This is a genomic window from Rhodococcus sp. NPDC057014 (assembly GCF_042673295.1).
Taxonomy (GTDB): domain Bacteria; phylum Actinomycetota; class Actinomycetes; order Mycobacteriales; family Mycobacteriaceae; genus Rhodococcus_F.
This window is the reverse complement of the sequence record NZ_JBHUSF010000007.1, coordinates 11,918-38,903: the sequence shown is the minus strand read 5'-3', so window position 1 is coordinate 38,903 and position 26,986 is coordinate 11,918. Positions and strand designations below refer to the sequence as shown.

General features: G+C 69.7%; 24 protein-coding genes and 1 pseudogene. 6 read left to right on the top strand and 19 right to left on the bottom strand.

What is annotated here, in order from left to right:
• Positions 1-24 precede the first annotated feature (24 nt).
• The 5 genes from ACFTZB_RS02695 to ACFTZB_RS02675 form a co-directional block, all read right to left on the bottom strand.
• Positions 25-1,800, bottom strand: a complete 1,776-nt coding sequence (locus ACFTZB_RS02695; RefSeq protein WP_378429982.1) for a long-chain-acyl-CoA synthetase — start codon at positions 1,798-1,800, stop codon at positions 25-27.
• 84 nt (positions 1,801-1,884) lie between these two features.
• Positions 1,885-2,448 (bottom strand): TIGR00730 family Rossman fold protein, encoded by a 564-nt coding sequence (locus tag ACFTZB_RS02690; protein ID WP_378429981.1) that lies wholly within the window; start codon positions 2,446-2,448, stop codon positions 1,885-1,887.
• Positions 2,442-3,242 (bottom strand): TIGR00730 family Rossman fold protein, encoded by an 801-nt coding sequence (locus ACFTZB_RS02685; RefSeq protein ID WP_124392210.1) that lies wholly within the window; start codon positions 3,240-3,242, stop codon positions 2,442-2,444. Before ACFTZB_RS02685 ends, ACFTZB_RS02690 begins: the two co-directional genes overlap by 7 nt.
• A gap of 42 nt (positions 3,243-3,284) precedes the next feature.
• A complete protein-coding gene (gene dapE, locus ACFTZB_RS02680) occupies positions 3,285-4,358 on the bottom strand; it encodes a succinyl-diaminopimelate desuccinylase (protein WP_378429980.1) in 1,074 nt (357 codons plus the stop codon).
• Between the two features lie 41 nt (positions 4,359-4,399).
• Entirely contained in the window at positions 4,400-5,356 is a 957-nt protein-coding gene (locus ACFTZB_RS02675; protein WP_378429979.1) for an SMP-30/gluconolactonase/LRE family protein, read from the bottom strand.
• Between the two features lie 142 nt (positions 5,357-5,498).
• On the opposite strand from ACFTZB_RS02675, the gene dapD reads away from it, so the two are divergent.
• Positions 5,499-6,452, top strand: a complete 954-nt coding sequence (gene dapD / locus ACFTZB_RS02670; RefSeq protein WP_378429978.1) for a 2,3,4,5-tetrahydropyridine-2,6-dicarboxylate N-succinyltransferase — start codon at positions 5,499-5,501, stop codon at positions 6,450-6,452.
• A gap of 31 nt (positions 6,453-6,483) precedes the next feature.
• Positions 6,484-7,848, top strand: coding sequence for an amino acid permease (locus tag ACFTZB_RS02665; RefSeq protein ID WP_378429977.1), 1,365 nt, complete (start codon positions 6,484-6,486; stop codon positions 7,846-7,848).
• 44 nt (positions 7,849-7,892) lie between these two features.
• On the opposite strand, the gene ACFTZB_RS02660 is transcribed toward ACFTZB_RS02665, so the two are convergent.
• The 7 genes from ACFTZB_RS02660 to pruA all read right to left on the bottom strand — a co-directional run bounded on the left by ACFTZB_RS02660 (position 7,893) and on the right by pruA (position 16,919).
• Entirely contained in the window at positions 7,893-9,539 is a 1,647-nt protein-coding gene (locus tag ACFTZB_RS02660) for a substrate-binding and VWA domain-containing protein (RefSeq protein WP_378429976.1), read from the bottom strand.
• 145 nt (positions 9,540-9,684) lie between these two features.
• Positions 9,685-10,923 (bottom strand): PucR family transcriptional regulator, encoded by a 1,239-nt coding sequence (locus tag ACFTZB_RS02655; RefSeq protein WP_378429975.1) that lies wholly within the window; start codon positions 10,921-10,923, stop codon positions 9,685-9,687.
• A gap of 145 nt (positions 10,924-11,068) precedes the next feature.
• Positions 11,069-12,109 carry an NADP-dependent oxidoreductase gene (locus ACFTZB_RS02650; protein WP_378429974.1) on the bottom strand — a complete coding sequence of 347 codons (1,041 nt, stop codon included), beginning with the start codon at positions 12,107-12,109 and terminating at the stop codon, positions 11,069-11,071.
• A 52-nt stretch (positions 12,110-12,161) separates the two neighbouring features.
• Entirely contained in the window at positions 12,162-13,562 is a 1,401-nt protein-coding gene (locus ACFTZB_RS02645; RefSeq protein ID WP_378429973.1) for an acyl-CoA synthetase, read from the bottom strand.
• Positions 13,563-13,574: 12 nt separating this feature from the next.
• Positions 13,575-14,249, bottom strand: a complete 675-nt coding sequence (locus ACFTZB_RS02640; protein ID WP_378429972.1) for a rhomboid family intramembrane serine protease — start codon at positions 14,247-14,249, stop codon at positions 13,575-13,577.
• A gap of 55 nt (positions 14,250-14,304) precedes the next feature.
• Positions 14,305-15,282 carry a proline dehydrogenase family protein gene (locus ACFTZB_RS02635; RefSeq protein ID WP_378429971.1) on the bottom strand — a complete coding sequence of 326 codons (978 nt, stop codon included), beginning with the start codon at positions 15,280-15,282 and terminating at the stop codon, positions 14,305-14,307.
• Positions 15,279-16,919: an L-glutamate gamma-semialdehyde dehydrogenase gene (gene pruA, locus ACFTZB_RS02630; RefSeq protein ID WP_378429970.1), complete on the bottom strand. Its 1,641-nt coding sequence runs from the start codon at positions 16,917-16,919 to the stop codon at positions 15,279-15,281. Before pruA ends, ACFTZB_RS02635 begins: the two co-directional genes overlap by 4 nt.
• Positions 16,920-17,077: 158 nt before the next feature.
• Between pruA and ACFTZB_RS02625 the strand changes: the two genes are divergently transcribed.
• Entirely contained in the window at positions 17,078-17,668 is a 591-nt protein-coding gene (locus ACFTZB_RS02625) for a hypothetical protein (RefSeq protein ID WP_378429969.1), read from the top strand.
• On the opposite strand, the gene ACFTZB_RS02620 is transcribed toward ACFTZB_RS02625, so the two are convergent.
• The 7 genes from ACFTZB_RS02620 to ACFTZB_RS02590 form a co-directional block, all read right to left on the bottom strand.
• A complete protein-coding gene (locus ACFTZB_RS02620) occupies positions 17,665-18,084 on the bottom strand; it encodes a PPOX class F420-dependent oxidoreductase (protein ID WP_378429968.1) in 420 nt (139 codons plus the stop codon). The two genes, ACFTZB_RS02625 and ACFTZB_RS02620, sit on opposite strands and share 4 nt — an antisense overlap.
• Positions 18,085-18,138: 54 nt before the next feature.
• Positions 18,139-19,017, bottom strand: coding sequence for a hypothetical protein (locus ACFTZB_RS02615; RefSeq protein WP_378429967.1), 879 nt, complete (start codon positions 19,015-19,017; stop codon positions 18,139-18,141).
• 45 nt (positions 19,018-19,062) lie between these two features.
• Positions 19,063-20,163, bottom strand: a complete 1,101-nt coding sequence (dapC, locus tag ACFTZB_RS02610; protein WP_378429966.1) for a succinyldiaminopimelate transaminase — start codon at positions 20,161-20,163, stop codon at positions 19,063-19,065.
• Positions 20,164-20,165: 2 nt separating this feature from the next.
• Positions 20,166-20,489: a ferredoxin gene (gene fdxA, locus ACFTZB_RS02605; protein WP_005263360.1), complete on the bottom strand. Its 324-nt coding sequence runs from the start codon at positions 20,487-20,489 to the stop codon at positions 20,166-20,168.
• A 108-nt stretch (positions 20,490-20,597) separates the two neighbouring features.
• On the bottom strand, positions 20,598-21,368 hold the full coding sequence (locus ACFTZB_RS02600; RefSeq protein WP_378429965.1) for a hypothetical protein: 771 nt from the start codon (positions 21,366-21,368) through the stop codon (positions 20,598-20,600).
• Positions 21,365-23,992 (bottom strand): bifunctional FO biosynthesis protein CofGH, encoded by a 2,628-nt coding sequence (locus ACFTZB_RS02595; RefSeq protein WP_378429964.1) that lies wholly within the window; start codon positions 23,990-23,992, stop codon positions 21,365-21,367. Before ACFTZB_RS02595 ends, ACFTZB_RS02600 begins: the two co-directional genes overlap by 4 nt.
• A gap of 45 nt (positions 23,993-24,037) precedes the next feature.
• Positions 24,038-24,223 carry a hypothetical protein gene (locus tag ACFTZB_RS02590; protein ID WP_378429963.1) on the bottom strand — a complete coding sequence of 62 codons (186 nt, stop codon included), beginning with the start codon at positions 24,221-24,223 and terminating at the stop codon, positions 24,038-24,040.
• A gap of 82 nt (positions 24,224-24,305) precedes the next feature.
• On the opposite strand from ACFTZB_RS02590, the gene ACFTZB_RS02585 reads away from it, so the two are divergent.
• The 3 genes and pseudogenes from ACFTZB_RS02585 to ACFTZB_RS02575 form a co-directional block, all read left to right on the top strand.
• Complete coding sequence (locus ACFTZB_RS02585; RefSeq protein WP_378429962.1) at positions 24,306-24,806, top strand: PH domain-containing protein; 501 nt, start codon at positions 24,306-24,308, stop codon at positions 24,804-24,806.
• Positions 24,803-26,344 (top strand): PH domain-containing protein, encoded by a 1,542-nt coding sequence (locus ACFTZB_RS02580; RefSeq protein ID WP_378429961.1) that lies wholly within the window; start codon positions 24,803-24,805, stop codon positions 26,342-26,344. The genes ACFTZB_RS02585 and ACFTZB_RS02580 overlap by 4 nt, the downstream gene beginning before the upstream one ends.
• Positions 26,329-26,973, top strand: a pseudogene (locus ACFTZB_RS02575) (uracil-DNA glycosylase); the annotation flags it as partial. The gene ACFTZB_RS02580 and the pseudogene ACFTZB_RS02575, both read left to right, overlap by 16 nt.
• Positions 26,974-26,986: the final 13 nt, after the last annotated feature.

Below are 26,986 nucleotides of genomic sequence, written 5' to 3'. Positions count from 1 at the left end.
TAACGGCGGGCGGTTAACAAGTACTCACGGGCGCGGCAGCGCACCCTTCGCCACTTCCTCGACGTACCCGTCGTATGCACGCTGGTAGCCGTCGCTGCGGCCGGACAGCACGTGCAGCGTGTCGGTGTCCTCGACGTCGTAGCCCTCCTTGCGGAGTTCCACCTTGCGACTCTTGAACGTCGACGTCTGCTCCAGCGAGTCGACGACGCGGACGAACAGCGGCACCGCGTACGACGGCAGCCGCTGGAACAGCAACTCCGCCACGTCGGAACCGTCGAAGTCCTGGTTCTCGTGCAGCGTCACCGCGGCCATTCCGGCGCGACCGTCGGTGCCGGGAATCTCGACGCCGTACACGACGGCGTGCTCGACCGCGGGATGCGCGAGAAGCGCGCCCTCGACCTCGGTGGTCGCGACGTTCTCGCCCTTCCAGCGGAACGTGTCGCCGAGCCGGTCGACGAACGCGACGTGCGACCAGCCCTGGCGGCGCACCAAGTCTCCGGTGTCGAACCAGCAGTCGCCGTCGTCGAAGGCGTCGCGGACGAGTTTCTTGTTCGTGGCGTCCTCGTCGGTGTAGCCGTCGAACGGCGCCCGGTCCGTCACCTTCGACAGCAGCAGACCGACCTCGCCGGTGCGGACCTTGCGCAGTGTGCCGTCGGAGTGCCGTCGGGGGGATCCGCTGTCCTCGTCGTACTCGACCACGGCGTGCGGGAGCGGGCAGATGCCTGCGGTCCGGTCGACGTTGAGGGCGTTGACGAACGCGATGTTGCATTCGCTGGCGCCATAGAACTCGGCGACCCGGGAAATGCCGAACCGGGTGGTGAACTCGGACCAGATCTCCGGACGGAGCCCGTTGCCGACCATCAGCCGGATGGCGTTGTCGCGGTCGCCCGGCTTCTCGGGCTGGTTCAGCAGATACCGGCACAGTTCACCGATGTAGGTGAACGCGGTGGCCCGGTTCAGCGCGACGTCGTCCCAGAACTTGGACGCCGAGAACTGCTTGCCCAGCGCGAGCGTCGCCCCCGACCCCAGCACCGACGACAGCGACACTGTCAGCGCGTTGTTGTGGTAGAGCGGCAGGCAGCAGTAGAGGACGTCGCTGCCGCGCAGCCGGACTCCCATGTTGCCGAGTCCGGACATGCTCTTGAGCCAGCGGAAGTGACTCATCAGGCTGGCCTTCGGCAGTCCGGTGGTGCCGGAAGTGAAGATGTAGAAGGCCTTCTCCCGGGCCTGGATCTGTTCGCACACCTCGGGGTTGCCGTCGCCGGCCTTCTCGGCGAGCCGGTCGAGGTCGTCGAAATACACCACGGAGGCAACGGCGGGCGGTTCGCCGAGCGAGTCCACGGCCTCGCCGCACGCCTCGGACACCACGAGGACGCGACTGTCGAGCAGCGAGATGCTGTGCGCGAGCACGTCTCCGCGCTGATTGTGGTTCAGCATCCCGGCGGTGGCGCCGAGCTTGACGGCGGCGAGTGCGATGAGCAGTGTCTCGGGGGCGTTCTTGCCGAGGATCCCGACGACGTCCCCGCGCGACACGCCGAGGTCGGTGAGCACGTGGGCGTAGCGGTTCACGCGGATGTTGGCGTTCCGGTAACTCAGGGAGTCGCCCTCGAACCGCAGGAACGTGCGGCGCGGGTGCGCGGCGGCGGCGCGCTGGAAGACCAGGCCGATCGACTCCTTCGCGTCGGGGGTCCGGATGAGGCCGAGGACTCCCTTCGCCATGGTCGGCAGCTCCGGGATCAGGGCAGGCAACCGCCTGGCCAGATCGACCACACCGATTGTCGAACGTGCTTCAGAACGCATGACATCCCCTCGAGCCAGCAGTATGAACCAGGTCACCTTACTGCACGGTAACAACGTGCGCCACGACGGCGATCGGGCGCCCCCTCAGGAGAGGCAGGCGTCCAGCGCCTCCCCGACGTCGGTCCGGACGAGCAGCCTGTCGAGGGCGCGCTGCGCCACGAAGCCGCCGCCGCGCAGACCGTCGATCCAGTCCAGCAGGCCCGTGTAGTGGCCGTGCGGATCGAGCAGGACGACCGGCTTCTCGTGCATGCCGAGATAACCCGCAGTCCAGGTTTCGAACAGCTCCTCGAGCGTGCCGATACCGCCGGGCAGCGTGACGAAGGCGTCGGCCCGGTCCTCCATGACCTGCTTGCGCTGGCGCATGGTGTCGGTGACGACGAGCTCGTCCGCGTCGACGTCGGCGACTTCCCTGTGCACCAGGGCTTTCGGGATGACCCCGACGGTGATCGCCCCGGCGGCGCGGGCAGCCTCGGCCACCGCCCCCATCATCGAGACGTTGCCACCGCCGGACACGAGTTGCCAACCGCGCTTTCCGATTTCGGTGCCCACCTGGGCAGCGAGTTCCAGGAAGTGGTCGCCCACGGGACCCGAGGCGCAGTACACGCATACCGAGAACGGCTGCGACGGAACGGTTTCCGACCTCACCACTGGTCCTCCGTTCCGAGCAGGGCAGCCTCGTCGACACCCTGCTGCGATCGTACGACGATCTGCACCGCTTCCTCGACACTGTCCGTGACGTGCAGGAGGTTGACGTCACCTTCCGAGATCTTGCCGCCGTGCTGGAGAGTTCCCCGTAACCACTCCACGAGCCCGGACCAGTACTCGGAGCCGAAGAGGACGATCGGGAACCTCGTGACCTTGCGCGTCTGCACCAGAGTCAGCGCCTCGAACAGTTCGTCGAGCGTCCCGAACCCGCCGGGCAGGCAGATGAACGCCTGCGAGTACTTCACGAACATCGTCTTGCGCGCGAAGAAGTAGCGGAAGTTGATACCCAGGTCGACCCATTCGTTGAGGCCCTCCTCGAACGGCAGCTCGATACCGAGGCCGATGGAGTATCCACCCGATTCGCTGGCGCCGCGGTTGGCCGCCTCCATGACACCCGGGCCGCCGCCGGTCATGACGGCGTAGCCGGCCTCGGCCAGGCTCGCACCCAGCGCCCGCCCCGCCTCGTATTCCGGGTGGCCGTCCGGTGTGCGAGCGGAACCGAAGACGGTGACCGCCCGCGGCACCTCGGCCAGGGCACCGAAACCTTCGATGAACTCGCTCTGGATCCGCAGGACCCGCCAGGGGTCGGTGTGCACCCAGTCGGTCGAGCCCCTCTCGTCGAGCAACCGCTCGTCGAGTGTGGTCGTATCGTCCTTACGGGCGCGCCTCAACTGCACCGGACCCCGGTGCTTCACGGACGAGGACTTCCGTCCGTGAGTGTTCTTCTCGGGTGCCATGCGCCCCAGGCTAGCGGGTGGCCCGCTCGGGGCAGCGGGCAGTCACGGAGTGCTCAGATAGGCGCGGAGCACGGTCGTCACGTCGGTGATCTGCTGGACGGGGACGTGCTCGTCCCGCTTGTGGGCGAGGTTCGGATCGCCGGGACCGTAGTTGACGGCGGGGATGCCGAGCGCGGAGAACCGGGACACGTCGGTCCACCCGTACTTGGCGCGGAACTCGCCACCTGCTGCCGCGATCAGGGCCGCAGCCGCCGGATCGCTCAACCCCGGCAGGGCACCCGGCGACAGGTCCGTGACCTCGAAACCCAGCTCGAGGCCGTCGAAGACCTCCCGCACGTGGTCGATGGCCTGCTCGGCGCTGCGGTCGGGCGCGAAGCGGAAGTTCACGTCCATCTCCGCGGCGTCCGGGACCACGTTGCCCGCGACACCGCCGGCGATCCGCACGGCGGACAGGCCCTCCCGGTACACGCAGCCGTCGATGTCCACCGACCGCGCGGTGTAGTCGGACAGCCGCTGCAGGACCGGGGCGAACCGGTGGATCGCGTTGTCGCCGAGCCACGATCTCGCGGAGTGCGCGCGGGTGCCGCGGGTGGTCAGCGTCACCCGCAGCGTGCCCTGGCAGCCCGCCTCGATGAGCCCACCCGTCGGCTCGCCCAGGATGGCGACGTCCGCGCGCAACCACTCCGGGATCTCACGTTCGATCCGTCCGAGCCCGTTGTGGACGGCCGCGATCTCCTCGCAGTCGTAGAACACCAGCGTCAGGTCGTGCCCGAGGTTCTCCACGGTGGCGGCGAGATGCAGGAACACCGCGTCGCCCGACTTCATGTCGACCGTTCCGCACCCGTGCAGCAGGTCGCCCTCACGCCGGGACGGCACGTTGTCCGCGATCGGCACGGTGTCGAGATGCCCGGCGAGCATCACCCGGCTCGGGAGTCCCCGATCGGTGCGGGCGAGCACCGCGTTGCCGTTGCGGATGATCTCGAAACCGGTGGTCTGCTCCCGCAGCGCCGACTCGACGGCGGCGGCGATCGCCGACTCGTCGTGGGAGACGCTGGGGATGTCCACCAGCGCGGCGGTGAGGTCGATGGGATCGGCGTGGAGGTCGAGTGTGCTCACCCGTCCACCCTAAGCCGACCCGTCTTCCCGCTGCGGCGTTGCTACCCGTCGAAGCCACCCGGGATCTCGTAGATCGCACCGTCGAAACCGATGCGGAACAACCGCCCCGCGGAGAAGCCGCCGGACCCCTGCCCGTACACGACCATGCTCGACGTCGGCAGTCCCGATGCCAGCACGCAGTACTGCCCCGGCGCGTCGACGCGCCAGATCTCGCCGCGCACGTTGGCCGGGACCACCGGGCGGCCCCGCGAATCCAGGGTCAGGCCGTCCGGTGCCGCGAACGTGTCGAGGCCGGACAGGTCGAGGATGCTTTCGGGGGCGCCCGGGTTCGCGATCGGGATCCGGCTCACGCCCGGATTCACGAATGTCCGCGACACGTAGAGGTACCGGTCGTCCACACCGAGCACCGCACCGTTCGCGCTGGGCAGCGTCGCCCAGTTCGGTTCGACGCGGCCGTCGGGGAACACCCGCCCGACCTGCGTTCCGAAGTCGTTGGTGGCGTACGCGGTCCCGGCGGCGTCGACGTCGAGTCCGTTCGCCGCGCTCAGGCCCGACACGAACGGGGTCAGCCTGCCGGTGGCGGTGTTCAGCTTCGCGATCGCGCCCGGACGCAGGATGTCGCCGAGGAGGACGCGGGCGTCCGCGCCGTACCCCACCAGCAGTGATCCGTCCGACGCCCAGGCGAGGGCGCCCGCGCCGCTGCCACCGGGGACCGTCGCGACGGGGACCGCGGGCGCTCCCGGCGCGTCGAGGCGGAACACGCGCCCGCTGAGGAGGTCGGTCGTGTAGAGCCGGCCGCCGCCGTCCACGGCGACGCCCTCCAGCGCGGCACCCGGCACCCGCCCCACGAGAACCGGTGGCTGGCCTGCACCCGGGCACACCGGCGCGGCGGACGCGGTCTGCGGCGCCGCCACCGACACCACCCCGGCGAGCAGCGCGCCCGCGGCCACGGCCCGCAGGCCGCGTCCCGTGACTCGGCTCCACTCCGAAATACGCATTGCCACGCCCTTTCCCGGTGTCTCGCACGTGCCCCGTGCATGGTCCCCCATGAGCCCGGAAACCGCTTGGTTTCGAATCGATCACGCCCGGATAACGACCGCTCGAGGATGCCCGAGTAATGAGGCAGTAACCTCTACTGCCGTGAGCACACAGGGAGCATCAGCAGTAGGCATCGCCAACGTGACCGTCGGCGGCACGATCCTCGACACCTGGTTCCCGGCGCCTGAGCTGGGGACCTTCGACAGCGCGGGCACCGTGCGGATCGAGGGTGGCGACATCCCCTCCGATCTGGCACTTCTCGCCGGACCCGACGAGGCACGTGAGGTCGACCAGGTCGTGGTGCGTACCACCATCGCCGACCTGTCCGCGCCGCCGGCCGACGCCCACGACGCCTACCTGCGCCTTCACCTCCTCTCGCATCGCCTGGTGGCCCCGCACGGCGTCAACCTCGACGGACTGTTCGGGTTGCTGTCCAACGTGGTGTGGACCAACTTCGGACCGTGCGCGGTCGAGGGCTTCGAGAAGGTGCGGTCCCGCCTGCGTATCCGCGGCGTCGTCACCGTGTTCGGTGTCGACAAGTTCCCGCGCATGGTCGACTACGTTGTTCCGTCGGGTGTCCGTATTGCCGACGCCGACCGTGTCCGTCTCGGCGCGCACCTGGCCAGCGGCACCACCGTGATGCACGAGGGCTTCGTCAACTTCAACGCGGGCACGCTCGGCAGTTCGATGGTCGAGGGCCGTATCTCCGCGGGTGTCGTCGTCGACGACGGATCCGACGTGGGCGGCGGCGCCTCGATCATGGGCACCCTGTCCGGTGGCGGCAAGGAGACCATCTCCGTCGGCAAGCGCTGCCTGCTCGGCGCCAATGCCGGTCTCGGAATCTCGCTCGGCGACGACTGTGTCCTCGAGGCCGGCCTGTACGTGACCGCGGGCACCAAGGTCACCGGCCCGGACGGCACCGTCGTGAAGGCGAAGGACCTCAACGGCCAGTCCAACCTGCTCTTCCGTCGCAACTCGGTGTCCGGGGCGGTCGAGGTCGTGCCGTGGAAGGGCACCGGCGTCGAATTGAACGCCGCGCTGCACGCCAACGACTGACACTGTGAGCGGTTCGCGAACGCCCGGCACCATGACCGATTCGACCGGCACTCTCGGCCGGGGCCTGAAGGTCCGTCACCTGACGATGATGGGCCTCGGTTCCGCGATCGGTGCCGGCTTGTTCCTCGGTACCGGTGTCGGCATCGCGACCGCCGGTCCGGCCGTCCTCGTCTCCTACCTGCTCGCCGGCATCATCGTCGTCTTCGTGATGCGGATGCTCGGCGAGATGGGAGCGGCGATCCCCGCCAGCGGATCCTTCTCGCACTATGCGCGGATCGGCATCGGCGACTGGGCCGGATTCGTGATGGGGTGGCTTTACTGGTTCATGCTGATCATGGTGCTCGGCGCCGAGATCACGGGCGCCGCCGGCATCGTGAGCGGCTGGCTGCCCGGGATGCCGCAGTGGGTCGTGGCGCTCGCGTTCGTGATCTTCTTCGCGGCCGTCAACCTCGCGAAGGTCAGTAATTTCGGCGAGTTCGAGTTCTGGTTCGCGGCCATCAAGGTCACCGTCATCATCGGGTTCCTGGTGATCGGTGTGCTGCTGGTGTTCGGCCTGCTCCCGGACACCGAACCGGTGGGCACCACCAACCTCTTCGGGCATGGCGGGTTCATGCCGGAGGGCTTCGCCGGTGTCGCTGCGGGACTGCTGGTGGTGGCGTTCGCGTTCGGCGGCATCGAGATCGTGACCATTGCCGCCGCCGAATCCGAGGACCCGGAGCGTTCGATCGCCGTGGCGGTGCGCAGCGTCGTCTGGCGCATCAGCGTCTTCTACCTCGGTTCGATCTCGATCATGGTCCTCGTTCTTCCCTGGGACTCGTCGGATCTGAAGAGCGGGCCATTCGTGGCCGTTCTCAACCGGGCGCACATTCCGTATGTCGCCGGGTTCATGGAACTCGTTGTCGTGGTGGCGTTGCTGTCGGCTTTCAACGCCAACATCTACGGCACGTCGCGGATGGCGTATTCGCTGTCGCGGCGCGGCGACGGTCCCGCGTTCATGGCCCGGATCTCGAATTCCGGGGTGCCGCTCAATGCGGTGCTGCTGTCGGTGTTCTTCGGTTTCGTCAGCGTGCTGCTCAACTGGTGGCTGCCGGACGACCTGCTGGGACTGCTCCTGAACGCCGTCGGTTCGGCGCTGCTCGTCATCTGGATCTTCATCGTCGTCTCACACCTGAAGTTGCGCCCACGGCTCGAACGCGAGGGCAAGCTGACGGTGCGGATGTGGTTGTTCCCCTGGCTCAGCTATCTCACGCTCGCGATGCTCGCCGGTTTCGTCGTGCTCATGCTCTTCGACACCGACGCCCGCACCCAGCTGATCTCCACGTGCGTGCTGTTCCTCGTCATCACCGCACTCGGCGTGCTCAACACCCGGTTGCGGAGGCGTTCCCGGGCGGTGTGACCCGGGTTCCGGCCACTCACCGGTTCCAGGCGTCACGGTGGGTGCTAGCTGCGGCCGCGGGCGGCCAACGCGTTGACGAACACGTTGGCGATGTCGGCGGGATCCTTCGCAACGTAGCTCGACCCTCCGGTCACCCGCGAGATCTCGGCGAGCGTGGCCGCGTCGGCATCGTCGGTGATGCCGATGGTCACGATGATGACGGGCCGGGCCGGATCCATCTCACGCTCGAGGATGCTCAGGAGCTGTTCCTTCGTGATCGAGTCCGGGTCCTCGTTGGCGCCGTCGGTCAGGATGATCACACTGTTCACCGCGCGCGGGTCGTACGTGTCCTGCACCGTCCGGAACGCGGCGAGCGTCGTGTCGTACAGGCCGGTGCCGCCGCCGATCAGCCCCTCGACCTTTCCCGCCTGCTGGGCCATCAGCGCACGCTGCGTGAGTCCGTCCACCACGGTGTCGTAGCGGCGGATCGGGACCAGTTCCTGGTAGTCCTGCGGTCCCCCGCCGAGCCCCTGCGAGAACGCCCACAACCCGGCGGACACGCTGTCCGGGAACATCGCGTTGCCTGCGAGGGCGGCATCGACCGTCAGATCCATCCGCGACCGGTCGCCGGCCGGGGTCTCCATCGACCCCGACACGTCGATCGCGACGAGTGTGCGGATCGGCAGTGCCATCAACGCCCACCCGCCCAGGGCGTCCTGCAACGGCGACTCGTCGTCGAGCGCGAGCGTGGTGACCCTGCCGACGCCGCGGCCGTCGGCCGGTGGACTTCCGTCCGGTCCGCGGAATCCGTGCTCGGCGAGCACCGCGCGGGCCTCCTCGCCGCCGAGGACCGCGGCGACGGCACGTGCCACCTGGGTAGCCTTGTAGTGCCGGTCCGGGGCAGGCGACGTGACGACGAGCGGGAAGTTCATGAAGTTGCTGCCCGTCGGGGGCACCGTCGCGGCGAGCGTGCGGGCGCCGTCACCGTTGGTGAATTCGAGCACGGACTGTTCGGTGGCGACGGCGACGCCACCGTTGTCGACGACACCCTGGAGCATCTCCTCCCCGACGGGTTCGTCCGCGGTGCGCGCGCTTTCCTCCTGCGCGAGCGGTACCAGCGCCGCCCGCACCGTCCCGGCGGACACGGGGTCGGCCCGGCCCTCGGCGAGTGCCGCGTTGATCGGCGCCTGCGCGACCCCGGTCACGAGGGGGTTGCCCAGCTGGATGTCCTTGATCTGCAGGGCCGCCAGCCACGTCGGCGACGTGGGGGCGTCCTCCGCGCGGGAGGCCAGCACGACGGGCGAGGACGCGACCGACCCCGTCATGACCTCGACCGGTCCGGCCGCGGTGAGTGCCGCCTTGCCCACCCAGGCGCCGCTGTCGGGGATCCACAGATCCGGGGCTCCTGTTCCCTTGCCGAGCCGTCCCGCGATGTCGCCGGACGTCGCGCCGCTGACGGCGATGTTCGCGCAGCCCAGGTCGGTGCTCCTCGCTTCGCCGAGGATGCCGGCGAGGGCGGGAGCGATGCTCGGGTCGGCGGCGAGGGTGTAGTCGGCGACCTGGTCGCACTCGTCCGCCCAGGAGCGCACCGACTGAACGACGACCACGACGGAGGCCACGATCCCGATCACGGCGGCAGCGCACACCGCGTAGAACGCGGGTGAGCGCCCCTCCCGCTCCGGCCCCGCGCTCGAATGACGCCCTCCGGCCATCGCCTGCCCCCTCTAACAGTTCGGTCACGAGACGACCACCGTCGCACCGGACCGAATATGATCCGGCCCACATCGTAGCGAACGGGGCGTGGTACGACTTTGTGCTGGTGACGAGGATGATCCGTCCAGTCGCGCGAGCGGACGGTCAGCGATCGGGTTGCTCGGCCTCGAGCCGGCGGGCCACGAGCGCGGCCTGGATCCGCCGGAGCCCGGAGGGGCGGGTCGGATCGCAGCCCGTCAGCTGAGCCACCCGCTTGAGCCGGTAGTCCACCGTGTTGGTGTGCAGGTGCATCTGCTTCGCGGTGCGCTGCCGGTTCAGATCGTGGCCGATGTGCACCTCGAGCGTCTCGATCAGTTCGGGTGAGCCCTGCAGCGGTTCGAGGAGCCCGGCGAGGTGGGTCCTGCCCGGCCCGGGCCGGGTGAGCTGATACTCGAGCGCCAGATCGTCCATCTCGTAGAGGCCCGGCTCCAGGCCCAGTTGATGGGCGAGGCCGAGGAGTTCGTGGACCTGGTCCGCCGCCGCGGGGATTCCGGCAGTCCGGACCCGCGTCGCCGTGGCGGTGAGGGGAACCCCGGCGGCCGCTCCGATCCGGTCGAGCAGGGAGACCATCCACGCCCGCTCCGGCGAGCCCGGCAGCAGCAGCGTTCCGCCGTCCGGGCTCAGCGAACAGAGGGCCGCCCCACCCGCGGCGTCCGCCAGTTCGATCTGCAATCGGCGCAGCTTCTGCCGGGCGACGACGGCCTTGCGCCGGTGGGTCACGGCCTCGGTGGGGTGCGACGGAATCGACAGCGCCAGCACCACGTACTCGTCGGCCAGCTCCACACCTGCGTGCCGGGCCGCCGTCGCCGCCTTTCGGCCGCTGAGCAGCGCCGTGACGAGATTGACTGCGGCGCCGTCGCGTTCGCTGTTGACCGCTTCGAGTTCCTCCACATAGCTGGTCGTGGCGGCGACCGTCACGCATTCGAGGAGGGTGAACATCACCTTCTGGATGACCAGGAGTTCGGGCAGGTCTTCGTCGCGGGCGTTCGAGGCGACGAGATCGCCGGCCTCACGGATGCCTTCGTGGAGGATGCGGAGCACGAGTTTCAGCGGGAATCCCTCGCGGGCCCAGCGCGCGGAACTGTTGCGCACCTCCGCGAGGTCCTCGTCGGTCGGGCTGATGCCCTCGTCGAGCATCTGGATGCCGAGGCCGAGACAGACGATCGTGAAATCCATGACGTCGCTCTGCAGTTGTTCGCCGGGCAGCGAACCACACGGGGTGACGTTGTCGGCGAAGTGCCGGACCAGTTTCTGCGCGACCGTCAGCGTGTCGCGCAGCGGGGCGGAGGCGGGCCTGCCGTCGACGAGGATCTGCGGACCCGTCCCCGGACTGTGATTCGTCATAGGTCTGACCGCTCCCATACGTGGATGACACCGAACTCCCGCATCATCGACATCACGCAAACATAACGAGGGTCCGCTTCTGTCACCGTTGTATCACGACAGCGCCCTGTCCAGGGCGAATACCGGCACCACAGCCGATGGTCGGTCAGTTCTCCTCGGCGACCCGGACGACCAGCTTGCCGAAGTTGCTGCCCCGGAGGAGCCCGATGAACGCCGCGGGCGCATTTTCGAGCCCGTCGACGACGTCCTCGCGATAGGCGAATCGGCCCTCCCGGATCCACCCGGACACGTCGCGCTGGAAGTCCGCGTACATCTCGGAGACGAACTCGCTCTGGATGAACCCGCGGATCGTGAGGCTCTTGACGAGCACCCGGGAAAAGAACCCGGGCAGCCGATCCGGCCCCTCGGGGACCTCGGTGTCGTTGTACTGCGCGATCAGGCCGCACACGGGAACGCGCGCGTACAGGTTGAGCAGCGGCAGCACCGCCGCGGCCACCGCACCGCCGACGTTCTCGAAGTAGACGTCGATGCCGTCCGGGCACGCGGCGCGCAGGTCCTCGGCGAAGGTCCGGGACCGGTGGTCGACGGCGGCGTCGAATCCGAGTTCGTCCAGCAGATAGGCGCACTTCTCCGGCCCGCCCGCGATGCCGACGGCCCGGGCGCCCCTCAGTTTCGCGATCTGCCCCACGGCAGAGCCGACCGGACCGCTGGCCGCCGCGACGACCACCGTCTCCCCCGCCGTCGGTTGCCCGATCTTCAGCAGGCCGGAGTACGCGGTGAAACCGGGCATGCCGAGTACTCCGACAGCGGTCGACAACGCCGCGGCGTCGCGGTCGAGTGCGCGGAGGTGGTTGCCGTCGACCACTGCGTGCGACTGCCAGCCCGCATACCCGAGAACGTAGTCACCGGCCGCGAAATCCGGGTGCCGCGAGTCCACGACCTGCCCGACGGTGCCACCGACCATGACCTCGTCGATCTCCACCGGGTCGGCGTACGACTCGGCGTCGCTCATCCGCCCGCGCATGTACGGGTCGAGTGACAGGTAGATGACGCGGATCAGCACCTGGCCGTCGGTGGGGCCGGGGAGATTCACCGCCTCGAGCCGGAAGTTGTCGGCGGTGGGCGCGCCGTCCGGCCGGGAGGCGAGGACGATCCGGGTGCTCTGGACGATGCTCTCGACACTCACTGTGCGCCTGCCAATCCGTGTTGGGCCGGTATCGCCCGCCACCTTACCGATTTCAGAACAGCTCCTTCTTCTGCACCTTGCCCATCGCGTTGCGGGGAAGCGACTCGACGACGCGAATCTCACGGGGCCGCTTGTGCACCGACAGTTCGGTGGCCACGTGATCGATCAGTGCGACCTCCGACACGTCGTCCCCCACCACGAACGCCACGAGCCGCTGACCGAGGTCCGGGTCGGGGAGGCCGACGACCGCCGCCTCCCGCACGCTCGGGTGGCCGAGGAGGGACGTCTCCACCTCACCGGCCCCGACGCGGAATCCACCCGATTTGATGAGGTCCGTGGATTCGCGGCCGACGATGCGATGGAATCCGCCCGCGTCGATGACCGCGACGTCGCCGGTCTTGAAGAAGCCGTCGTCCGTGAAGGATTCGGCGGTCGCGTCGGGCCTGCCGAGGTAGCCGTCGAACAGCATCGGCCCCCGCACCTGCAGACCGCCGATGGATTCGCCGTCGTGGGGGACGTCGCCGCCGCGCTCGTCGCGCAGCCGGGTCTCGACGCCGCGGACCGGCACACCGACCCACCCGGGGCGACGCTCGCCGTCGGCGCGGGTGCTGAGCGTGAGCATCGTCTCGCTCATGCCGTACCGCTCGACGAGTGCGAGCCCGGTCAGCTCCTGCACCTTCTCGAACACCGGGACGGGCAGCGGGGCACTCCCCGACACCAGCAGTCGCGCACCCGACAGCGCCCGCGCGGATTCGGGGTCGCCGGCGATGCGACTCCACACCGTGGGGACACCGAAATACATCGTTCCCCGTGCCGCGGCGTAGGCCGCCGGGGTGGGTTTGACCGTGTGGACGAGTCTGCTGCCGATACGCAACGGACCCAGCACACCGAGGATGAGCCCGTGGATGTGGAACAGCGGAAGTCCTTGCACCAGCGTGTCGTTGCGGGTCCACTGCCAGGCGTCCGCGAGGGCGTCGAGGCCGGCGGCGATGGCCTTCCTGCTGATCAAGACCCCCTTGGGCGGTCCCGTGGTGCCGGACGTGTAGAGCACGAACGCGATGCTCGACTCGGGCGGTTCGGGGTAACTGTGCCACGACCGGGCGTGGACGCGCACCGGCACGACGGGCAGGCCCGCCGCGTCCGCCGGCGCCTCACCGAGCCACGCCTGCGCACCGGAATCGCGCAGGATGTGTTCGAGTTCGGCGGGTCCGGAGTCGGGCGGCACCGGCACGGCGGTCACACCCGCGATGAGGCAGCCGACGACGGCGAGGACGGTGGTCACGGTGGGGGTGGCGAGAATCGCGACCCGATCCGCGCGTGCCACCCGTTCGGCCACCGACGTCGCCGCACCGAGCACGTCGCCGCGGGACAGGGTGGTGTCGCCGATCCGGATGGCGTCGGGAATGTCGTCGCCCTGGGCGACGGCCAGAGGATTCAGAGATCGCAGCAGCACATCGACAGCTTCTCACAGGGCCCGGGCGCGGTCCGGTGGGTCTCCCGGCGGCGGACTGACGGTGGCGAGTGCCGCACCGAGCAGGGCCCCGGTCAGGACGGCCAGTCCGTGGGCGTCGTCGACCACCACCAGCAGGACACCGGCGAGCACGATGCCCCCGCTCGCGGCGAGGACCCGACGCTCCTTGGACTGCATCACCACCAGTCCCGCGAACGACGCGGCCAGCGCGAGCGTGGCACCCGAGTTGCCGGCGCCGGGCGACGGGAACAGGAACGCGGTGAACAGGCCGAAGATGATCTGGCTCGCCACGAACAGCAGTACCGCCCGGACTCCGCCCCACACCCGCACCGCGAGCGGCGCCACCCAGGCGAGGACGAGCAGGTTCACCACGGTTCCGGCCACTCCCCCGTCCTGCACCGCGACCGACGTGACGATCCGCCACCACTGGTGGTCCCGGATCTGGGTGGGGTCGCGCTCGAGGGCGTCGAGGACGGCCGGCACGGCGATTTGTAGCAGTGACGGCACGGCGATCAGCAGCCACAGCACCACCGCGGTGCGCGGCGGACGGGTGAATCCCCCCTCGCCGATGCGCCCCTCACCGATGCGCACCGATCCGATCAGGGAGGCGAGGACGAGAACGACGGCGAAGAGGACCGCGCTGATCCATCCCCCGCCAGAAGTCGTCACCGCGAAACTCTACAACGACGCGCCCGCACCGGAACGGGTCAGCGGGCCGCGCCGGTCAGTCCCTGGTGACCACCGAGCGCAGGAAGAACCGCAGGTTCGAGGGACGCTCGGCCAGTCGCCGCATGAAGTATGCGTACCACTGGCTTCCGTACGGTACGTACACCCGAACTTGCTTGTCCTGGTTCGCGAGCCGGAGTTGCTCGACGTCCCGGATCCCGAACAGCATCTGGTGCTCGTAGGCGTCCGCGGCGCGGCCGGTGCGCCCGACCAGCGGTGCGACCGCGTCGATGACGGCCGGGTCGTGCGAGGCCACCATCGGGTACCCGGCGCCGTCCATGAGGATCGTCAGGCAACGCAGATACGAGGCGTCCACGGCGGCGCGGTCCTTGAATGCCACGGATTCGGGTTCCCGGTACGCCCCCTTGCAGAGCCGGACCCGCGAACCGGGGCCTGCGAGGGCACGGCAGTCGTCCTCGGTGCGGCGCAGATACGACTGCACGACGGCACCGAGCCACGGGAAGTCGGTGCGGAGTTCGCGGACGATCGCGAGCGTCGAATCGGTGGTCGTGTGGTCCTCTGCGTCCACGGTCACCCACACCCCGGCCGCCTCGGCGGCGGCGCAGATCGTGCGGGCGTTGCCGGTGGCGATCCGCGTGCCGTCGCCGGCGAGCGCCTGCCCGAGCGCCGACAGCTTCATCGACACCTCGAGCCTGCGGACCCCCGACGTCCTGTCCGCCGCTTCCCGCAGGGCACCGAGATCGGCGACGAGCGCCAGGTACTCGTCGACCGTCGCCTGCGCGCCCGCCGCGTCACGGGTGTCCTCACCGAGGAAGTCGATCGACACCGACCGGCCCGAATCGAGGATCTCCCGAACGGACGCCAGCGCCGACTCCCGGCTCTCGCCCGCCACGAAGCGGTCGACCAGTTTCCGGGTGACCGGGGCACCGGTGACGGCGCGTTTGACGCGCGACGACCGGGCCGCCGCGAGGATCGCCGGGCGGAGCGGATTCGCCAGAACCGTCGGCGCTTTCATTCCGACCCCATGTGCGGATATCGGTAATCGGTGGCGGGGACGAACGTCTCCTTGATGGTGCGGGCCGACACCCAGCGCAGCAGGTTGAGTTTGGACCCGGCCTTGTCGTTGGTGCCGGACGCGCGGGCCCCGCCGAACGGTTGCTGCCCGACGACGGCGCCGGTCGGCTTGTCGTTGACGTAGAAGTTTCCGGCGGTGAACCGCAGGGCCGACGTGGCCTGCTCGACGGCCTGCCGGTCGTCGGCGATCACCGCACCGGTCAGCGCGTACGGCGCCGCCGAGTCGACCGTGGCGAGTACGTCGGCGAACGCGTTCGGGGTCGAGTCGTCGTACACGTGCACCGTCAGGATCGGGCCGAAGTACTCGGTGGTCATCGCCTCGTCGGCGGGGTCGTCCGCGAGGAGCACGGTGGGGCGGACGAAGTAGCCGACGCTGTCGTCGTACTTGCCGCCGACGGCGATCTCGAGGCCTGCCGCGCCGCGGGCGCGTTCGATGGCCGCGACGTTCTTGTCGTAGGCCCGCCGGTCGATGAGGGCCCCGCCGAAGTTCTCCAGATCGGTCACGTCCCCGTAGGTGAGGGCGTCGACTTCCGCGGTGAACGTGTCCCGCATCCTCCGCCACAGCGACTTCGGGACGTAGGCCCGGGAGGCGGCGGAACACTTCTGGCCCTGGTATTCGAATGCGCCGCGGATCAGTGCCGTCCGCAGCACGTCCTCGTCGGCCGAGGCGTGCGCGACCACGAAGTCCTTGCCGCCGGTCTCCCCCACCAGCCGGGGGTAGCCCGCGTACTTCCCGATGTTCGCGCCCACCTCGCTCCAGAGGTGCTGGAACGTGCGGGTCGAACCCGTGAAGTGGATTCCGGCGAGCCGGGGGTCGCTGAGCAGCACCTCCGACACCGCCTGCCCGCTGCCGGTGAGCAGATTGATCACGCCCGGGGGCATGCCCGCCGCTTCGAGCAGTTTGATCGTCCAGTACGCGGCGACCGTCTGCGTCGACGACGGCTTCCAGATCACCGTGTTGCCCATCAGCGCGGGCGCGGTCGGCAGATTGCCGGCGATCGCACTGAAGTTGAACGGCGTGATGGCGTAGACGAAACCCTCGAGCGGACGGTATTCGAGCCGGTTCCACACCCCGGGCGACGAGATGGGCTGGTCGGCGAGGATCTGGCGGGCGAAGTGAACGTTGAAGCGCCAGAAGTCGATCAGCTCGCACGGCGCGTCGATCTCCGCCTGCTGGACCGACTTCGACTGCCCCAGCATCGTCGCCGCGGCGAGCGTCTCGCGCCACGGCCCGGACAACAGGTCGGCGGCACGCAGGATCACGGCGGCCCGGTCGTCGAACGACAGCGCCCGCCAGTGCGGCGCCGCGGCCGTCGCCGCCTCGATCGCCGCCGACGCGTCGTCGTGGGTGGCGCTGCGCAGCGTGCCGAGCACGGCGGCGTGCCGGTGTGGCTGCACGACGTCGACGCGGTCGCCGTTGCCGTGACGGTGTTTGCCACCGATCACGTGCGGGATGTCGACGGGATTGGTGGCGATGTCGGTGAGCGCGGATTGCACTCGGGAACGTTCGGGACTGCCCGGCGCGTACGTGTGGACCGGCTCGTTGGTGGGCACCGGAACCTGGGTGATGGCGTCCATGCTGCCTGCCTCCTGCCCTCAGATCGTGTGAGGAACTGTGACCGGGAACCGCGGCCGGACGGGACACCCGTCCGAACGGAACCCTCGAGCCCAGGTTAGCTCTGTACGGGGGCAGCCATCCGGTTTTGACGCGCCGACGGGCTGGCTAGCATCGGCGCATGGCCGAACGGAACCGCGTGTCACCCCGATCCGACATCGTCGCGATTCCCCTGCGCGGCCGGTTCATGGGCAATCGGGGCTGCCTGCATCGCGGGCACTCCGTGGTGCGCCATCATTCCGGCACGCGGTGGATCATCTGCGTCACCGACTACCCGGCGCGCACGGTCCCGCAGTGGAGCGAGGGCCACTACACGGTGCTGTTCTTCCACGACGAGGCGGTGGCGCTGGCCGCCGGACACCGGCCGTGCGCCCTCTGCAGGCGCGGGCGGTACAACGACTTTCGCGCCGCGTGGCGGTCCGCGAACGGCGGCGGGCTGCCGGGCGCCGACGAGATGGACGCCCGGTTGCACGGGGAACGACTGGACGGCTCCCGTCAGCGCACGCACCGGGCCGCGTGGTCGTCGTTGCCTCGCGGCGCCTTCGTGCTGTTCGACGACGGACCTGCGGTCGTGCTCGACGACACCGTCGTCCCGTGGTCGGCCGAGGGATACGGGACGCCGTCGAACCGGCCGACCGGCACCGCCACCGTCCTGACACCGCCGTCCACCGTCGCCGTGCTCTCGGCCGGCTACCGCCCGGACATCGCCTAGCTCTCCACGTCGCGCGCGTTCGCGACGAGCTGGTGGGCGTCCAGGTCGGTGGCGCCGAGCCCGAAGCTGATGATGCGTTCCGGGTGGATGCGGATGGTCGGGCCGCCGAGACCGCCCGCCTCGGCGGCATCGGCGTCGAGGGCCTCGGCGCGCCCGCGGATTTCGACGCAGCGGACCCGCCACGGGTCGACGGACGGCACGTCGTCCACGACGAACGCCACCTTCCCGTTGTCGGCGACGTTGCGGAACTTGCGGCTCGCCGCCATGTTGTAGCCCTGGATGTCGATCGTGGACGTGTCGGGGTTGTAGTGGAAGCCGACGGGACTGACCTGCAAGGTTCCGCCGGGTTGCACCGTGGCGAGCCTGCCGATGCGCTGTGATGCCAGGTACTCGAGTTCCTGCTCGGTGAAGGACATGAGGTCACGTTAGAACCTGAACTGCGCTCGAGGTCAAGGTTTCCGGCACTCGTCTCAGCCGAGGTCGTCGAGTGTGCGGCGGGCCTCCTCGACCCGTCGCTCCGCCGCCTCCAGTTCGCGTTCTCCCCGGTGCACCGCCTCCGCCGACGCCTTCTCCGCGTTCCGGGTGAACTGCCGCTCCTGCTCGGCGTGTTCGAGTTCGGCGCGCAGGTCCTCGATCCGGTGGTCGATCTCGGTCAATGTGGATCGCGCCTGACCGAGTTCGGTGTTCGCGTCGTCCAGGGCGCCGCGGATCTCGTCGGCCCCGGCGGTGGCGTCCGCCAGTTCCGCCTCGGCCGCGGCACGTTCGGCGTCGAGATCACGCTCCTGCGACTTCTTCGGCTTGTCGGCCGGCGGCCTGGAGGCCGGCTCGGACTTCGGCGGCTTCTTCGCCGTCTTTCCCTGGACGACGGTGAGTCCGGCGGGCCCGAATCCGCTGTAGCTCGCCGCCGTCACCACCCGGCCCCGCCGCACCTCCTCGGCGGTGTCGGCGTCGGCGAGCGCGGCGTGCAGCGTCTGCCCGACATCGCGCAGCGTGTCCTCGCCGACGGTCCGGCCCCGCTCGGCGGCGAGTTCGCCGGCCTTGCGCGCCAACGCCCGCACGACCTGCTGCCGTTGCGTGTTCAGCCGCCGGAGGTCCGGGCCGGACAGGTGCCGTTGGGCATCCCGCAGTGCGTCGCCGAGAGTGAGCAGTGCACCGACCTCGTCGGGCAGTTCACGGGCGAGCAGGTTGACGAGCCAGCCGACGACCGTCGGTTTCCGCAGCTTCCCGATCTCGGTGGCCAGTGCGCGGTCCTTGCTTTCCCGCGCCGCCGTCACCCGCGCGGTGCGCGCCTCGACGAACTCACCGGGGTCGAGGCCGTACAGTTCGTCGGCGACGTCGTCGAGGGTCACGGCACCATACTTTCACCGCGACCGTTCCGTCCGGGGCGAGTCGGGTCAGGCCAGTCGTTCCGCTGCGGCCGCGATGCGTTCGTCGTCGGCCGTCAGCGCGATCCGCACGTGGGTGCCGCCGCCGGGACCGTAGAACTCCCCCGGCGCCACGAGAATGCCCCGCTCGGCGAACCACTCGACGGTGTCCCGGCAGGCCTCGCCGCGGGTCGCCCACAGGTACAGCCCGGCCTCGGAATCGTCGACGGTGAATCCGGCGCCGCGCACCGCTGCGAGAAGAATCTCCCGGCGCCGGCGGTACCGTTCACGCTGCTCGTTCTCGTGGTCGTCGTCGCTGAGCGCGGCGGTCATCGCCGACTGGATCGGCAACGGCACCATCATGCCCGCGTGTTTGCGGACCTCGAGGAGTTCGGCGACCAATGCCGGGTCACCGGTGACGAAGCCCGCGCGATAGCTCGCGAGGTTGGACGTCTTCGACAGCGAGTGCACCGCGAGGAGACCGGTGAGGTCGCCGTCGTTCACCCGCTCGTCGAGGATGGAGAGGGCTTCCCCTTCCCAGGCCAACCCCAGGTAGCACTCGTCGGACGCCACGATGGCGCCCCGGCTGCGCGCCCAGTCGACCACCTTCCGCAGATGCTCGAGGCCGAGAACCTTGCCGGTCGGGTTGGAGGGCGAGTTCACGAAGATCAGCGACGCGCCCTCCGGGCCGAGCCGGTTCAGCCCGTCGGCGCGGAGCACCCGCGCCCCCGCGAGGAGTGCACCCACCTCGTAGGTGGGGTACGCGAGCTCCGGAATGACCACGAGGTCGTCGGCGCCGAGCCCCAGAAGGCGTGGCAGCCAGGCGATGAGCTCCTTCGTGCCGATCGCGGGCAGCACCGCCGCCGGGTCGATGCCGGTGATTCCGTAGCGGCGGCGCAGCGCCTCGACCGCGGCGGTGCGGAGTTCGTCCGTGCCGTGCGTCGTCGGGTATCCCGGTATCGCGGCGACGGCGGTCAGCGCCTCCTGGATGATCGGGGCGACCGGATCGACGGGGGTTCCCACCGACAGGTTGACGATGCCACCCGGGTGGGCGAAGGCCTTCGCCTTCGCCGACTCGAGCGAGTCCCACGGAAAGTCGGGAAGTGCTGCAGCTACCGGGATGCGAGGCACCTCTAGTCCTCGCCCATGGGGGGCAGCGCCTTGACGAATGGCGGGTCGTAGTCGACCTTGCCCAGCTTCGCAGCTCCGCCGGGGGAACCGAGGTCGTCGAAGAAGTCGACGTTCGCGGCAATGTAGCCGTTCCACTGGTCCGGGACGTCGTCTTCGTAGAAGATGGCTTCGACGGGGCAGACGGGTTCACAGGCGCCGCAGTCCACGCATTCGTCCGGATGGATGTAGAGCATCCGCCCGCCCTCGTAGATGCAGTCGACAGGGCATTCCTCGATGCACGCCTTGTCCAGCACATCCACGCACGGTTCAGCAATCGTGTAGGGCACTGCCGCTCTCCCTGCCTTTCTGACACGAGTAAGCGCGAGGTACGGGCCGCTGGTACCTCGCGGAAGCAATCATTATCGCCTGCCCGGCGGACCCCTCTGCGGTGAGGGTTACCTGACCCGGCGGATCGCCGCGGGCAGCGGCGCCCGGGCCGCGATCCGTTTCTCGGCCTGTTTCACGGCTCTCACCAGCGCGCCCCGTTCGCCGAGATACCCGGCCACCACACCGACCACCGGGATGTTCCCCAGCAGCGCGGAGGTCCCGCCCGGCTGCGGGCGCTTGTCGAGTTCGTCACTGAGCGCGCTCACCGTGCGGGCCGTGCGCCACAGCGCACCGATCAGTCCGAACGGTTGCCACACCGAGTCGCCGTCCGCGGCACCCGCAGATTCCGCCGAACCGGCGAGCACCGCACGCGCGTCCGTTTCTCGCCGGCACAGCACGGACGCCAGCAGGTCCACCTGCTCGGACCGGTCCGTGACGCCGTGTTCCCGTGCGACGGCGACGAGCACGACGGCCTGATTCGCGAATCCGAGCACGTCCTGGATCGGGAGCCGGTTGAGGAGCACACCGAACATGCCCGGGGACGCGACCGCGATCGTGTTCAGCGCGCCGATCCGCGTCACCCACCACCGTGCCCGCTCGTCGTCGCTCGACTTCTCCCACGACGCCGTCCCCGGGAACCGCACGGTGTCGAGCACCCAGGCGACGCCGTCGAGCAGCGCCTCGGCGGCGCCCCGTTGCGCCGCTGTCGGGGTGAACGTCCGGCCCTTGATGCCGAACGGGTCCGTGAGGGCCAGATCGAGCACGGGGTTGATTCCCCGCGCGGCGCGATCCAGAATGCCGACGACGGTGTCGTCGCCCAGCCGATCGGTCTCGGTCATGCGGCCGGTGACCTTCCCTCGCGTCGTGCGTGTGTGGTGGTGCGTTCGCGGGCGGGGCGGCCGATGCCCTCGGCGATGGCCCTCAGTTCTTCGACGGTCTTCTCCGATCCGTGCTCCGATCCCGCCATCCGGGAGATGGTCTCCTCCATCAGCGTGCCCCCGAGGTCGTTGGCCCCACCGTTGAGCATCACCTGGGTGCCGGTCACCCCCAACTTGACCCAGCTGGTCTGAATGTTGGGGATCCGCCCGTGGAGCATGATCCGGGCGAGGGCGTGCACGGCCCGGTTGTCCCGGTTCGTCGGACCCGGCCGCGACGCCCCCGCCAGATACAGCGGCGCACTCTGATGCACGAATGGCAACGGCACGAACTCGGTGAACCCACCGGTGCGGTCCTGGATCCCGGACAGCACCCGCAGATGCCCCACCCAATGCTTCGGGTTGTCGACGTGCCCGTACATCATCGTCGAACTCGACCGCAGCCCCACCTCGTGGGCGGTGGTCACCACCTCCACCCAGGTGGCGGTGGGCAGCTTCCCCTTGGTGAGCACCCACCGCACCTCGTCGTCGAGGATCTCCGCCGCGGTGCCCGGGATGGTGTCCAGACCCGCCTCGCGCAGTTCGGTCAGCCAGTCCCGGATGCTCTGCCCACCCCGGGAGGCGCCGTTGACGATCTCCATCGGCGAGAACGCATGCACGTGCATCGACGGCACCCGCTTCTTCACCGCCCGTACCAGATCCGCGTACCCGGTGACCGGCAGTTCCGGGTCGATACCGCCCTGCATGCACACCTCCGTCGCCCCCGCCACGTGCGCCTCCCACGCCCGGTCCGCGACCTCGCCGGTGGACAGGGTGAACGCGTCCGCGTCGCCCTTGCGTTGCGCGAACGCGCAGAACCGGCAGCCGGTGTAGCAGATGTTGGTGAAGTTGATGTTCCGGTTCACCACATACGTCACCTCGTCGCCGACCGCGTCCTTGCGCAGTGCGTCGGCCAACGCGACCACCGCCTCGAGCCCGGCCCCGTCGGCGGTCGCCAACGCCAGGTATTCGTCGTCCGACAACCCCGCCGGGTCGCGTTCGGCGGCCCGCAGCGCCGCCAGGACGTCGGTGTCCACCCGCACCGGGCCACTGAGTTCGAGGACCTGTTCGCGGACGGTCTCCCAGTCCCCGAACGCGCTACCCAGATCGCTGCGGGTGTCGGTGTTGCGGCCGTCGGTGTCGATCCCGGTGTGCAGATCCACCCGCCCCGTCGACTCCCACGACTCGTCCGGCTCCTGCCACGGCAACCCCACCGGCCTGGTATCGACCTTGGCGAGCCCGGTGTCCGGGTCCGCCAGGGCCTGCACGTGCCCGGTGATCCGTGGGTCGATCCACGGCGGGCCGGCCAGCACGAACTGCGGCTGCGCCGCCGTCCGTTCGGTCAGCTCGAACCCGGCGGCCGCGGTGATCTCGGCCAGGGTGTCCAGGTTCGGCCACGGCCGTTCCGGGTTCACATGATCCGGGGTCAGGGGCGAGACCCCACCCCAGTCGTCGACCCCGGCCCCGAGCAGTGCCGCGCACTCGGTCATCGACACCAGATTCGGTGGCGACTGGATCCGCATCCCCGGGCCCAGCAGCAGCCGGGACACCGCGATCGTCGCGGTGAACTCCTCGAGGCCGGCGTCGGGGGCATCGCGCATCGCGGTGTCCGGTTTGGCCAGGAAGTTCTGCACGATCACCTCCTGGACGTGCCCGAACGCCTTGTGCGACTTCCGGATCGCCATGATCGACTCGGCCCGCTCCCGGACCGTCTCACCGATGCCGACCAGAATCCCGGTGGTGAACGGCACACTGAGCCGGCCCGCGTCGGTCAGGGTGCGCAACCGCACCGCCGGGTCCTTGTCCGGGCTGCCGTAATGGCATTCGCCCTTGTCGGTGAACAACCGGGTGGAGGTGGTCTCGAGCATCATCCCCATCGACGGGGCCACCGGCTTGAGGCGGGAGATCTCCTCCCAGCTCATCACGCCCGGGTTCAGGTGCGGCAGCAGCCCGGTCTCCTCGAGCACCCGGATCGACATCGCCCGCAGGTAGTCCAGCGTCGAGTCGTAGCCCCGCTCGTCGAGCCACTGCTTGGCCTCCGGCCACCGCTCCTCCGGCCGGTCCCCCAACGTGAACAGGGCCTCCTTGCAGCCCAATTCGGCGCCCTGCCGGGCGATCTCGACTACCTCGTCCGGGTCCAGGTACGCCCCGCGCCCCTCCGCCCGCAACTTGCCGGGCACCGTGACGAACGTGCAGTAATGGCACCTGTCCCGGCACAACCGGGTCAGCGGGATGAACACCTTCCGCGAGTACGTCACCGCCCGCGGTCGGCCCGCCGCCAGCAACCCGGCATCGCGCACCTTCGCCGCCGACGAACACAGATCCACCAGATCCTCGCCGCGCGCCTGCAACAACACCGCCGCCTCGTCCACGTTCAACGTGGCACCGTCCCGCGCCCGCCGCAACACCCGCCGCATCGCAGACGCGGTGGGGGCCACTTCCTGCGCCGATGCGCCGGACGGGGGTGCCGCCGGAACACCCGGCATGGGAAGCATCGTGGGCCGGCCGGACTCTTCACCTGAATGGGTCACCCAGCGATCATGCGCCATCGACGACGAGCCGTGCCACCCAGACTCCGCGAGCGGCGCGGATCGCTACCCGCGCGGGTAGTCCTCGTCGACCGGAACCGCCCTGCTCTGCTCGGCAGCGTCCGCCTCGTTCACCTCCAGCGACGACGCTTCCTCGACTTCGTCGGAATTGTCGTCGTCGACGGCGATTTCCTGCTCGAGCCGGTCCGCCTCGGGAACCTCCGGAGAATCGGCCGCATCGAATGACGTCATGTCTGCGCTCCTTTCACTTCGGGGGTCCTCCCACCTTAGGTCCGTTCTCGACAGAATGGCGGGGCACGGCCAAAGTAGGGGCATGAGTGTGCCCACCACCGTCACCATGGCGGAGCCGCTGTGGCGGCCCAGCCCCAAAGCCAAGCAGCTGTGGGCAATCAACGCCGCCCTCCTCTGGTTTCCCGTCTTCGTCGTGCAGGCCGTCGCGCTCGTCTTCCACTGGTGGCCCGTGTGGGTGCACCTCACGGTCCTCGCGATCACCGCGGTGCTCGCGATCGTCCACGTCGCCGTCGTCCCGTTCTGGCGGTACCGGGTGCATCGGTGGGAGATCAGCGACACGGCGGTCTACACGCGCAGCGGCTGGTTCACCCAGGAACGGCGCATCGCGCCCATCTCCCGCATCCAGACCGTCGACACCGAACGCGGACCGATCGACCGCATGCTGGGGCTGGCGACCGTCACCGTCACGACCGCGTCGTCCGCCGGCGCCGTCGAGATCGCCGCACTCGACCAGGACACCGCCGACCGCACCGTCGCGCGGCTCACCGAGATCGCGGGCACCAACGTCGGTGACGCCACATGAGTGCGGCACCGGAACCGGGCATCGCTCCGCCCATCGCGCAGGGCGAGGCCGCGGTCGCGGCGGAGGAGGAGCAACCCTGGTTGCGCCTGGACCGCCGGATGCTGCTGGTCCACCCCGTCAACGAGATCGTCAAACTCCTGCCGGTGTTGCTGATTTCGCTGGTGATCGGCACCCAGAGCGGTAACCACGTGTGGAGCTTCGTCGCCGTCGTCGTGTTCGTGATGCTCGGCGTCGCGCGCTGGTTCACGACGAGCTACCGCATCGGCCCGGTGCACGTGCAACTGCGGCAGGGCCTGTTCAACAAACGACTGCTGTCCGTTCCGCGCAACCGCATCCGGTCCGTCGACGTCGAGGCGGGGGTCCTGCATCGCCTGCTCGGCCTGTCGATCGTGCGCATCGGCACCGGCCGGCAGGTGGGTTCCACACCCGACGCGGCGAAGTTCGAACTCAACGCCCTCTCCGCCGGGCTCGTTCCGGACCTGCGGGCCGCACTCCTCGCCCGGCAGCCCGCAGTCGACGTCGGGCAAGCCGCGGTCGCGCAGGAACCCGCGGTGACCGAGATCGGCCGCTGGACCCCCGCCTGGGTGCGCTACGCCCCGTTCTCGGTGACCGGGGTGGTGACCATCGCGGCGATCGTCGGACTCGCGTTCCAGTACGGAATCGGCGCGAAGATCGCCCGCTCGTCGACGGTGGCCGAGGGGATCGAATCCGCCGAGCGCGTCGGGATCGCCGTGGCCATCGTCGTCGGCATCGTCGTCCTCCTGATCGCCGCCAGCGGCCTCGCGTGCGTGCGGTACCTGCTGACGTACGGCAACATGACGGTGACGGACAACGGCCGCACCCTGCACGTCAGCCACGGCCTGCTGAAGACCCGCCAGACCACCCTGGACCGCGCCCGTTTGCGCGGAACGACCCTGAAGGAACCACTGCTCCTGCGGCTCGCCGGCGGCGCCCGGCTGGATGCCGTGATGACCGGTGTCAGCGCCGAGAGACGGGAGTCGTCGCTGCTGCTCCCGCAGGCGCCACGCGCGGAAGCGGAGCGGGTGATGGCCACCGTCATCGGCGACCACCGCCAGGCCGCGGTCCCGCTCACCCCGCACGGGCCGGTCGCCCAGCGGCGCCGCTACACCCGGGCGCTGATCCCCGCGGAGGTCGCGCTGGCCGCCGCCCTCGTGTTCCGGATCCTCGACCGGCCCGTGTTCTGGGCGGTGTGGGCCGGGATCGCGGTGCTCGCCGTCGGCGGCGTGGCGCTGGCGTGGGATCGGTACCGCGGTCTCGGTCACGCGGTGCTGCCCGGGTGGTTGATCACCCGCAGCGGCTCCCTCGACCGCGCCCGGGACAGCCTCGACGCCGACGGCATCATCGGGTGGACCGTCCGCCAGACGTTCTTCCAGCGGCGGGCGGGGGTGGCGACCGTCATCGCCGCGACCCCCGCCGGCACCGGGAAGTACCTGGTGATCGATCTGCCTGCCGATCAGGCGTGGTCGCTCGTCGAGTCGGTGACGCCCGGCGGAGGTGACGTGTGGGCGCGGCGCTGACCGACATCGCCGGTCTCGACGCCCAGCTGATCGACTGCCGGGCCTGCCCCCGCCTCGTCGAGTGGCGGGAGACCGTCGCACGCGAGAAGCGCGCGTCGTTCCGTGACGAAACCTATTGGGGCCGTCCGGTTCCCGGATTCGGTCCGGCCGATGCGTCCCTGCTGATCGTGGGTCTCGCGCCCGCCGCGCACGGTGCGAACCGGACCGGACGCATGTTCACCGGCGACCGCAGCGGCGACTTCCTCTACACCGCCCTGCACGCCGTGGGTCTCGCGAGCCAGCCGACAGCCACCCGCATCGGCGACGGCCTCGAACTGTTCGGCGTCCGGATCACGTCCCCGGTGCACTGTGCACCGCCCGCGAACAAACCCACCCCGGAGGAACGCGACAACTGCCGCCACTGGCTCGACGCCGAGCTGCGCATCCTGCAACCCCACCTGCGATCCGTGATCGTGCTCGGCGGGTTCGGCTGGCAGTCGCTGCTGCCCGTCCTCGACGACGTCGGCTGGGCCGTCCCCCGGCCGCGACCCAGGTTCGGGCACGGCGCGCACGTCGAACTGGCCGGCACCGAACGTCCCTTGCACTTGTTCGGGTGCTACCACGTCAGCCAGCAGAACACGTTCACCGGCTCGTCCGGCGGGG